We start from the raw sequence: 9,728 nt of genomic DNA on the forward strand, positions 1-9,728 counted from the left end.
GAGCGATCCGGGCGGCTTTCTCTTGATCCTCCCCCTGAAGGGGGAGGTGGCCCGAAGGGGCGGAGGGGGAAGTGTCTGCTGACATCGAGGGCGCTGCTGGCTCACCAACAACTTCCCCCTCAGTCGCTCCGCGACAGCTCCCCCTTCAGGGGGAGCATCTTGAGGAAGGGCCGAACAGCGCGCGCACAGCCCCAAAACCCAAAGAAACCGCCCTTCCCGGCTGTCGCCATCTTGACACAGGCGTCACCCACGGCCATTTGCCGACTCAAGGATTTGCCACGCAGCTGATTTGACATCGATCGGGCCGCCAACGCACAGCGCGCGCCCTCTTTGAAACAGGATGTCATCCTCGCCGCGCCAGGTCCCAGCGGTCGCCGATCGAAAGATCGACGTTCATGAACGCCGCGCTCGAAGCCGCCGCCCTCCGCCCTTTTCGCGCGGAGCGTTACCCCGTGGTCTTTCGTGCGTTAGTTCACAGAACGTCGAAAATTTTTTCGCCGATCCTGCTGGACGCTTGGAGCGCCTGCGCAGCGGGGTCCTGACCCTTGAGGAAGCAGTAGCCGGCCCGAACTCGCGAGGATCCGCGGAAGGCCGGAGACATGTTGAGGCATTTTCGGCCCGCCCCCGCCACGAAGGGGTCGGCGCCGATTTCGGAGAGCTTGATGAGCAACAATTCCACGGCCGAGACCGAAGCGCCCGAAGCCACCGGTGGTGATGGTCCGCTCCTCGACCTGACCGACGCCGGCGTAAAGAAGTTCATCAAGCAGGCGAAAGCCCGCGGCTACGTCACGATGGACGAGCTGAACAAGGTGCTGCCGTCGGAAGAAGTCAGCCCCGACGCCATCGAAGACACCCTCGCCATGCTCAGCGAGATGGGCGTCAACGTCGTCGAGGCCGAGGAAGACGCCGAGAACGCCGAGGGCGGCGAAGTCGCCACCCGCGACGAGAACACCACGGTCATCACCAGCGACAAGCCGGCCGCCTACGACCGCACCGACGACCCCGTGCGCATGTACCTGCGCGAGATGGGCTCGGTCGAGCTGCTGTCGCGCGAAGGCGAAATCGCCATCGCCAAGCGCATCGAGGCCGGCCGCGACACGATGATCCGCGGCCTGTGCGAAAGCGCGCTGACCTTCGAAGCCATCATGGTGTGGCGCGAGGAACTCTCCACCGGCCGCATCCTGCTGCGTGAAGTCATCGACCTGGAAGGCACCTACGCGGCCATCAACGGCGGCGCGGCCCAGCCCGCGGCCGAGGACGACGAGGGTCCGGCCGAGCCCGTCGACGACGAAGCCGGCGAAGCCAAGCCCGAGGGCGAAGGCGAGGACGACGACGACTTCGACGACGGCGCCGGCCCGACCGTCAGCGCCATGGAAGGCGAGCTGCGCGAAGGCGTCATGGCCATCCTCGACGCCATCGCCAGCGAGTTCGAGACCTTCCGCAAGCTGCAGGACAAGCTGGTCGGCAGCCGCCTGAAGGGCACGGACCTGTCGGACGCCGACCGCAAGGCCTACGAGGGCCTGTCGGCGACGATCATCCAGCACCTGAAGACGCTGAAGCTGAACAACAACCGCATCGAGGCGCTGGTCGAGCAGCTCTATGCGATCAACAAGCGCCTGATCGGCCTGGAAGGCCGCCTGCTGCGCCTGGCCGACAGCTACGGCATCAGCCGCGCCGAGTTCCTCAAGGCCTATTTCGGTTCGGAACTGAACCCCACCTGGGTCGACCAGGTGAAGGGCATGGGCGTGCGCTGGACCAAGTTCGTCGAGAACGACACCAGCTCGGTCTCCGACATCCGCCAGGAAATCGCCGCCCTGGCCACCGAAACGGGCGTGCCGATCGACGATTACCGCCGCATCGTCCAGACCGTTCAGAAGGGCGAGCGCGAGGCCCGTCAGGCCAAGAAGGAAATGGTCGAGGCCAACCTGCGCCTCGTGATCTCGATCGCCAAGAAGTACACCAACCGCGGCCTGCAGTTCCTGGACCTGATCCAGGAAGGCAACATCGGCCTGATGAAGGCCGTCGACAAGTTCGAGTACCGCCGCGGCTACAAGTTCTCGACCTACGCCACCTGGTGGATCCGTCAGGCCATCACCCGCTCGATCGCTGACCAGGCGCGGACCATCCGCATCCCGGTGCACATGATCGAGACGATCAACAAGATCGTCCGCACCAGCCGCCAGATGCTGCACGAGATCGGTCGCGAGCCGACCCCGGAAGAGCTGGCCGAAAAGCTGGCCATGCCGCTGGAAAAGGTGCGCAAGGTCCTGAAGATCGCCAAGGAGCCGATCTCGCTCGAAACGCCGATCGGCGACGAGGAAGACAGCCACCTGGGCGACTTCATCGAGGACAAGAACGCGGTCCTGCCGATCGACGCGGCCATCCAGAGCAATCTTCGTGAGACCACGACGCGAGTGCTCGCGTCGCTGACCCCGCGGGAAGAACGGGTTCTGCGGATGCGCTTCGGCATCGGCATGAACACCGACCACACGCTGGAAGAAGTCGGCCAGCAGTTCTCGGTGACCCGCGAACGCATCCGCCAGATCGAGGCCAAGGCCCTGCGCAAGCTCAAGCACCCGAGCCGCTCGCGCAAGCTGCGCAGCTTCCTCGACAGCTGATCGGCTTCCAGGCCAGACAAGACGAAGGCGGCGCCCGCGAGGACGCCGCCTTTTTCTTTGGAGCCCGCTGAGGAACGGGACGGTCTAGTTGTTGCCGGTCTTGACGTCGGCCGAGCCGGCGCCGCCCGCCGAACCCGAGACGCCGCTGCGCGAGGCCGAGCCCGACAGGCCCAGCGAGCCGGACTGTCCGGCCCCGCCCTTGCTGGTCGAGGCGCTGGACGAGCCCGAGCCATTGGCCGAGCCCGAGGCGCCGTCGCGGCTGACCGAACCGCCGCCGGTCAGGGCGCCGGCGCCGGTCGCGTTGGTCGAGGCGGCCGCGTCACGGGCCGAACTGGCGGCATTGCGGGCGACGCCCGTGGCGCGGCCGGTGGAACCGGCGGCCCGGTCGCGGGCCGAGCCGGCGACGCCCTGGGCCCGGGACGCGGCGTTCGAGGCGGCGCCCGAAGCGGTCGAGGTCAGGCCGCTCGTGTCTGGCGCAGCGACCGAACCCGCGCCGGAGCCCGAGCCCGCCAGGGCGCCGGTCAGCTGGCCGGCGGTCGCCGAGCCCGAGCCGGAACCTTCGGCTGAACCGTCGGCCTTGGCGCTCGAAGCCGCGCCGCGGGCGGTAGAAGCCGCGCCTTCGGCGGCGCCGCGCGTGCGGCCGGCGGCGTCACGGGCCTTGCCGCGCGCGGTCGAGGTCGTCTCGCCGGCCCGGTCGCGGATCCGGCTCGTGGTTCCGCGGACGCCCGAGCCCAGGCCGCTCGTGTCGGGAGCGGTCAGACCGCCGCCCAGGCCGCCGGCGCCGCCCAGCTGACCGCCAAGGCCGCCCATGCCGCCAGTGAGTCCGCCGGTCAGCCCGCCGCCGCCCGAGCCGCCCAGCAACTGGGCCTGGGCCATCGGGGCGGCCAGCAGAACGGCGGCCGAAGCGGCGGTGACGAGGAACGAGATCTTACGCATGGCACGTCTCCTTGAGGTCATTTCGCGGGGCGTCTTTTCGCCTCCTGACCCGTCCAACGACGCCGCTTCCGGCTTTCTTCCATCGCGCCGGAAATTATTTCAGCGACCGGCGTCGACCTCGCCCGCGCCGAACGTCCTGTCGGGCCCCGGCGCGCCCAGATCCTTGGCCGAGCGTCCCAGCGCAGCCACCGCCGCCCGGGCCTTGGCCGGGTCCGGGCTGGCCGTCAGCCGGGCCAGCCGTCCGGCCACGACGGGCGCGGCGAACGAGGCGCCGCGCAGGCTCGCCTTGCGTCCGCCCGGCGCGGCGGCCCTTACCTCGGCGCCCAGAGCCGCGAACGCCACCTGGCCGTTGGCGCTGGCCTCGGGCAGCGCCCTGCCCCGCTTGTCGACGCCCGTCACGGCGATCACGCCCGGATAGGAGGCCGGATACAGCGGCGGCGCGGCCGGACCGTCGTTGCCGACCGCCGCCACCACCAGCACGCCCTGGCCGACCAGCGCCTTCACCGCCGCCCGCAGCGCCCCATTGTCGGGCCCCACGAGGCTGACATTGACCACCGGGACCTTGGCCGCGCTCATCCACGACAGCGCCCCGACGATCGCCGAGGCCGAACCTCCGGTCGGCCCCACGCCATAGACGTCTGCGGCCAGCAACCTGGCGCCCGGTCCGGCCGAGCCGTAGTCGCGCGCGACGATCAGCGAAGCCGTCGCCGTACCGTGCGCCCCGGCCTTGGGCGCGCCCTTGGTGAAGCCCCGCTGCTCGATGACGACGCCGCGAAAGTCCGGATGGCCCGCTTCCACTCCGCCGTCAACCAGCCCGACCCGCGCGCCGCTCGCCCCGGCGACGGCCGGGCCCGCGACAGCCAGGCCGCTCGCGCTCGCCATGCCGGCCCCCGCATAGATGTGATTGAAGTCGTAATCGCCGGACGGATCCAGCGCCCTCAGCCGGCGAACGGCCTGGCGGGCGTCCATGCCGCGCGGCGGCGTCAGGGTCACCAGCTCGATGCCCAGCTCGCCGGACCGTTCACGCCGCGCCTCGACAAAGCCGGCGTCCAGGGCCCGCCTCAGGGCCTCGGGGCTGGGCGACACGGCCAGCACCTCTCCGCGCACGACGGGGCGGCCCTGGTCGTCGGGCTCCAGCACGCGGGGGTTGGCGCGCAGCAGGGCCTTCAGCCGCTCGAGGCCCGCCAGGTCACCCACGCCCCGCGCGGTGCGCGTGGTCAGGTCCTCGGCGCCGTCGACCACGTCGGAGACCACCGGCAGCCGGCCTGGCAGCGACGGCAGGCCGCCCGGCAGCAGCTGCGCGTCCGCCGCCGGCGCCGGCGCGAGGGCCAGGGCGCAGGCCGCGAGGACCAGGACGTGGACTTTCTTCCGCAACGCGATCTCCGAAGCTTGCCGCGCGAGAACGATGGCCGGAACCCGCGCGGAGTGGAATAATTATCCGGTTCATGGATTAAACGCCGGAAGCGGCGCGTTTCTTCCCTTAGGCGACGTAGGCGGACCTTGGATTCTTTTCAGAAGGACATGCTGGACCTCTTGCCAAGGCTTCGCCGCATGGCGCGGGTGCTGGCCCGGGATCCCGCCGACGCCGACGACCTGACGCAGCTGACTATCGAGCGCGCCCTGGCGCGTCGCGATCAGTGGCGGGAAGGCACGCGACAAGACAGCTGGATGTTTCGGATCATGCGCAACGCCTGGATCGACGAGAGCAGAAGCAGGGCCCGCCACGGCCGTGTCCTGGCCCCGCCCGAAGCCGGCGTGCATGCGGCCGACCCGGCCGCGCCGTCGCTGGACGGACGGCTGGCCATGACCGCCGTCGAGGCGGCGCTGGACGCCCTGCCGGAAGACCAGCGGATCGCCGTGGCCCTGGTGCTGATCGAGGGGCTGTCCTACCAGGAAGCCGCCGATAGTCTCGACATCCCGATGGGAACCCTCACCAGCCGCCTGGCGCGCGGCCGCACGGCCCTGCAAGCCGCGCTGATCGACCAAGGAGCAAGGCCATGACCGTGAGCGACGAAGAGGTCTTCGCCTATGTGGACGGCGAGCTGCCGCCCGAGGCCATGGCCAAGATCACCGCGGCCATGACCAAGGATCCGGCCCTGGCCGCCAGAATCCAGGCCCAGCGCGACCTGCGCCGGCTGCTGTCGGGCGCCCACGCCGGCGTCCTGCGCGAACCGGTCCCCCCCGACCTGAAGGCGACCGTGACCGCCGGAAGCAAGCCCGCCGAGGTGATCGCCTTCCCGCAGCCCAAGCCCAAGGAAAAGCTCAAGGACAAGGCCAAGGTCCAGAAGCCCGCGACGCCGGTCGCCGGCCGCCCGGCTTTCCGCAAACCGCCGGCCTGGGCCGCCATGGCCGCCTGCCTGGTGGCCGGCCTGGCGATCGGCCGCCTGGCCCTGCCCTCGCCGCCGACCGCAGACGGACGCGCCGCCGAACCGCCGATGGCCGTCGGACCGCTGGCCCGGGCGCTGGAAGACGGCGCGGCCGCGCAAGGCCAGGACCCGGTGCGGATCGGCGTGACCTTCAAGAGCCAGGCCGGCCGCTGGTGCCGCACCTTCCAGGGCCAGGACCAGGCGGGCGTGGCCTGCCGCGCCGACGGCGCCTGGCGGGTGCTGGCCTCCGCGCCCGCGACGGCTCCGGCCGCCGGCGGCGAGTACCGCCAGGCCGCCTCGGAGACGCCGACGGCGGTGATGGCCGTGGTCGACGGCATGATCTCGGGCGCGCCGCTGGACGCGGCCGGCGAGGCCCAGGCCCTGAAGAGCAACTGGCGCTGAGTGGATCGGGAGGCGGATAGGGTCGCCGCCTCCTGGAAAGACTAGGGGAAAATCCAGGAGGCGGCGTATCCGCGCCCTTCGCAGGGGGGGACGCGAGGCGGGCGCGGATAATGACCGGAGGACTGCTAGGCCAGAAGGTCGAGCAGGACGCCGGTCATGGCGTCGGCGGTGCGAAGCACCGCGGCGTTGGCGGCGAAGTCGGTTTCAGCCGAGATCTGCTCGACGCGCTCGGCGGCGAGATCCGTCTTGGCGGCAAGGCCCGCATCGCTCCCCACGCGCTGAGCGCTGGCGGCCAAGCGGCCGGTCGCGGCGCCCATGCCCGCGGCGGAGATCGAGAAGGCCTGCATGAACCGTTTCCCCTGTCGTATCGCGAAGCTGACGGGGTTCGGTTAAGCGGATCTTCATAAATAGGGTGAATTTCCATCGACCTTACCCAATTATGTAGAGAATTTTTCTCGTTAAGGTTACTGACGCGAACGCTCTGATCGCCGACATTACAAAACGTTCAGGCAGAGCTTGCTCGACAAGCTGTCCTCCCCTCTGCAAGGTCGCCGGCTCCGCGGATCCGCCGCGCCTGGAACCTGACCGAATGCCCTTCTCGCGCCGCGCCGCCTTTCTCAGCGCCGCCCTCCTGCTGGTCGCCCATCCCGCCCTCGCCGCGCCCAAGGACGCCTTCGTCCCCTCGGCCGGCGCCATCCGCGCCCACATGACCTTCCTGGCGGACGACCTGATGGAGGGCCGCGAGGCCGGCACGCGCGGCTACGACCTGGCCGCCAACTACGTGGCCGCCCAGTTCGCCCTCCTGGGCCTGAAGCCGGCCGGCGACGCCGGCTCCTACCTGCAGACCGTGCCGCTGGTCGCCTATCGCCCGGCGAGCGACGGCGAGATCAAGATCAGCGAAGGCGGCGGGACCTCGGCCTCGCTGGTCTTCGGCGAGGACTTCCTGCCCAGCCCGCAGGCCGGCAAGGCCGAGCTTGCCCTCAATGCGCCGCTCGTGTTCGTCGGCTTCGGCGTCAGCGCCCCCGAGCGCGGTCGCGACGACTTCGCGGGCCTGGACGTGGCGGGCAAGATCGTCGTCGTGCTGTCCGGCGCCCCCAAGGGCTTCCAGACCGAGGAACGGGCCCACTACGGCTCGGTCGGCGTCAAGCGGGCCGAGGCGGCCCGTCGCGGCGCGATCGGCATGCTGACCCTGGGCACGCCCACGGGAGAAAAGCGCCGTCCGTTCGCGCGCGGCGTGGCCGGCAGCCGCGACTGGCGCATGACCTGGAGCACGCCGGAGGGCGCGCCCTTCGTCCGAGGCGGCTCGGCGCCGAGCCTGGCCTCGATCAGCGTCAAGGGCGCGTACAAGCTGTTCGGCTCGGCCACCGCCCGCCTGGAAGCCGCCTACACGGCCGCCGACACCCAGGAAGGCAAGGTCGAGGGCTTCGCCCTGCCGACGACCGCGGCCATCGCCCTGAAGAGCGAGATCCAGCAGCGCCGCAGCAGCAATGTCGCCGGCCTGATCGAGGGCTCGGACCCGACCCTGAAGGCGCAGACCATCGTGCTCAGCGCCCACCTCGACCACGAGGGGATCAAGGAAAACCCCAAGCCCGGAGAGGACGCGGTCTATAACGGCGCCCTGGACAATGCGAGCGGCGTCGCCACCCTGCTGGAGGTCGGTCGCGGCTTCACTCAAGCCAAGGACCGGCCCAAGCGCTCGATCCTGCTGCTGGCCGTCACCGCCGAGGAAAAGGGCCTGATCGGCTCGGAATACTTCGCGCACAATCCGACCGTGCCGAAAGCCGAGCTGGCCGCCGACGTCAATCTCGACATGCCGGTGCTGCTGTACCCGTTCACCGACGTGGTGGCCTTCGGGGCCAACCGCTCGAGCATCGGCCCGATCGTCGCCAAGGCCGCCGGCCGCGTCGACATCGCCCTCTCGCCCGACCCGATGCCGGAAGAAGGCCTGTTCACCCGCAGCGACCACTATCGCTTCGTCGAGCAGGGCGTGCCGTCGGTATTCCTGATGACCGGCTTCAAGAACGGCGGCGAGAAGGCCTTCAAGGACTTCCTGGCCACGCACTATCACAAGCCCAATGACGACCTGAAACAGCCGATCGACTACCAGGCGGCCGCCAAGTTCGCCCTGGTCAACTACGAGATCGCCCACGACCTGGCCGACGCCGCCGAGCGTCCGACCTGGAACCCCGGCGACTTCTTCGGCTCGACCTTCGCGCCCAAGGGGCATCCGTCCTCGGCCGCGCGCTGAGCGACCCATTGACCGAGGAGGCGGAGAGGCCGATTTTCCCTCTGAGCCTGTCCGCTTCTGATGGATTCCATCAGAAGCGGATAAAACAGGCTCAGTTTCATACACTTGAGCGTGGCGAGCGCCGAAACCGCTTACACTTTCGGCTGCCACGCTCATGTCTTTATCGAGAGGGAATCTGTTGGCCAGCGTGGGCGCGCTCCTGAGGCTCGGCGTGATCACGCCGCTGGTGATGGTGGCCGACGTGTGGCTGGCCCAGAGGCTGTTCCCCGGCTTCGACCCCGGCGCCCAGTTCATCAGCGAGCTGGGCGGCCCGGCGGCCCCGACTCCGGAAATCTTCAACCTGGGCATGATGCTGGCCGGCGTCGCCGGCCTCTTCGCCGGCGCGGGCTTCGCCCATGCCCTGGAGAAGGCCGGCGGCCGCCGCCAGGTCTCGGCCTTCGCGGGCCTCTGGGTGGCGATGACCGGCCTGGGCGCCTTCTTCGCCGGCGTCTTCCATTGGCCCGACCCTATGCACCGGGCCTGCGGCGTGGGCCTGGCCATCCAGTTCGCGCCGCTGTTCACCGCCTGGGCCCTGTGGGGCAAGCCGGGCTATCGGCGGCTGGCGCACTTCTCGCTGGGCTGGTTCTTCGGCCTGCTGCTGGTGCTGGCCCTGCTGACGGGCGTGTGGAACGTGCGCACGGGCAATGACGTCGGCTTCTGGCAGCGGGGCCATGCGTTCCTGGGCCTCCTTTGGCTGGGCATCGCCGCCTGGAGCCTGGAACGCGGCTGGCGGGCCAGGCCCGTGGAACTGGAGCCGGCGGCGGCTTAGGGCTCTTCCCGACAGCCAAGACGCTCCCCCTGAAGGGGGAGCTGTCGGCGAAGCCGACTGAGGGGGAAGGGACTGCTGGCTTTGCTGGTGAACCGCCCTCATCGGACACTTCCCCCTCCGGCCCTTCGGCCGCCTCCCCCACAGGGGGAGGAGCAAAAGAAAAGGCCCCGGAGGTTTCCCTCCGGGGCCTGATCTCAGATCAGCTTATCGCTGGATCGGTCGATTACTCGACGATCTTGGCGACGACGCCGGCGCCGACGGTGCGGCCGCCTTCACGGATGGCGAAGCGGAGCTTCTCTTCCATGGCGATCGGGGTGATCAGCTCGACGTCCAGCTCGGCGTTGTCGCCC

10 protein-coding genes are annotated in these 9,728 nt (G+C 69.9%); 5 read left to right on the plus strand and 5 right to left on the minus strand.

The genetic code is table 11. From position 1 onward, the window contains the following. Nucleotides 1-472: 472 nt before the first annotated feature. A complete protein-coding gene (locus tag DDF62_RS25310; protein WP_133244862.1) occupies nt 473-670 on the minus strand; it encodes a hypothetical protein in 198 nt (65 codons plus the stop codon). On the opposite strand from DDF62_RS25310, the gene rpoD reads away from it, so the two are divergent. After that, nucleotides 663-2,618, plus strand: a complete 1,956-nt coding sequence (gene rpoD / locus DDF62_RS01030; protein ID WP_116487383.1) for an RNA polymerase sigma factor RpoD — start codon at nt 663-665, stop codon at nt 2,616-2,618. The genes DDF62_RS25310 and rpoD overlap by 8 nt on opposite strands. A gap of 84 nt (nt 2,619-2,702) precedes the next feature. Here the strand turns inward: rpoD and DDF62_RS01035 are convergent, their stop codons facing one another. Together DDF62_RS01035 and DDF62_RS01040 are read right to left on the minus strand one after the other, a co-directional pair. Next, nucleotides 2,703-3,554, minus strand: coding sequence for a hypothetical protein (locus tag DDF62_RS01035; RefSeq protein WP_116487384.1), 852 nt, complete (start codon nt 3,552-3,554; stop codon nt 2,703-2,705). 99 nt (nt 3,555-3,653) lie between these two features. After that, complete coding sequence (locus DDF62_RS01040; RefSeq protein WP_244286662.1) at nt 3,654-4,928, minus strand: S8 family serine peptidase; 1,275 nt, start codon at nt 4,926-4,928, stop codon at nt 3,654-3,656. A 126-nt stretch (nt 4,929-5,054) separates the two neighbouring features. Here DDF62_RS01040 and DDF62_RS01045 point away from each other — a divergent pair, with 126 nt between their 5' ends. After that, nucleotides 5,055-5,555, plus strand: coding sequence for a sigma-70 family RNA polymerase sigma factor (locus DDF62_RS01045; protein ID WP_208866799.1), 501 nt, complete (start codon nt 5,055-5,057; stop codon nt 5,553-5,555). Next, nucleotides 5,552-6,322, plus strand: a complete 771-nt coding sequence (locus tag DDF62_RS01050; protein WP_116487387.1) for an anti-sigma factor — start codon at nt 5,552-5,554, stop codon at nt 6,320-6,322. The genes DDF62_RS01045 and DDF62_RS01050 overlap by 4 nt, the downstream gene beginning before the upstream one ends. Before the next feature lie 125 nt (nt 6,323-6,447). Here the strand turns inward: DDF62_RS01050 and DDF62_RS01055 are convergent, their stop codons facing one another. Then, a complete protein-coding gene (locus tag DDF62_RS01055; protein WP_116487388.1) occupies nt 6,448-6,669 on the minus strand; it encodes a flagellar hook protein FlgE in 222 nt (73 codons plus the stop codon). A 242-nt stretch (nt 6,670-6,911) separates the two neighbouring features. Here DDF62_RS01055 and DDF62_RS01060 point away from each other — a divergent pair, with 242 nt between their 5' ends. Beyond that, entirely contained in the window at nt 6,912-8,570 is a 1,659-nt protein-coding gene (locus DDF62_RS01060; RefSeq protein WP_116487389.1) for a M28 family peptidase, read from the plus strand. 154 nt (nt 8,571-8,724) lie between these two features. Next, a complete protein-coding gene (locus DDF62_RS01065; RefSeq protein WP_116487390.1) occupies nt 8,725-9,378 on the plus strand; it encodes a DUF998 domain-containing protein in 654 nt (217 codons plus the stop codon). 223 nt (nt 9,379-9,601) lie between these two features. On the opposite strand, the gene DDF62_RS01070 is transcribed toward DDF62_RS01065, so the two are convergent. Beyond that, nucleotides 9,602-9,728, minus strand: a 127-nt coding sequence (locus tag DDF62_RS01070) for an EF-Tu C-terminal domain-related protein (RefSeq protein WP_482764081.1), incomplete at its 5' end; no start/stop codon positions are given.

The sequence above is a fragment of the Caulobacter radicis genome (assembly GCF_003094615.1).
In the GTDB taxonomy this organism is placed as follows: Bacteria; Pseudomonadota; Alphaproteobacteria; order Caulobacterales; family Caulobacteraceae; genus Caulobacter; species Caulobacter radicis.

What these genes read in the sequence shown, in the direction of transcription:
- rpoD (WP_116487383.1), top strand. Translation starts at nt 663, where the DNA reads ATGAGCAACAATTCCACGGCCGAGACCGAAGCGCCCGAAGCCACCGGT.
- DDF62_RS01055 (WP_116487388.1), bottom strand. Translation starts at nt 6,669, where the DNA reads ATGCAGGCCTTCTCGATCTCCGCCGCGGGCATGGGCGCCGCGACCGGC.
- DDF62_RS01050 (WP_116487387.1), top strand. Translation starts at nt 5,552, where the DNA reads ATGACCGTGAGCGACGAAGAGGTCTTCGCCTATGTGGACGGCGAGCTG.
- DDF62_RS01060 (WP_116487389.1), top strand. Translation starts at nt 6,912, where the DNA reads ATGCCCTTCTCGCGCCGCGCCGCCTTTCTCAGCGCCGCCCTCCTGCTG.
- DDF62_RS01065 (WP_116487390.1), top strand. Translation starts at nt 8,725, where the DNA reads ATGTCTTTATCGAGAGGGAATCTGTTGGCCAGCGTGGGCGCGCTCCTG.
- DDF62_RS01035 (WP_116487384.1), bottom strand. Translation starts at nt 3,554, where the DNA reads ATGCGTAAGATCTCGTTCCTCGTCACCGCCGCTTCGGCCGCCGTTCTG.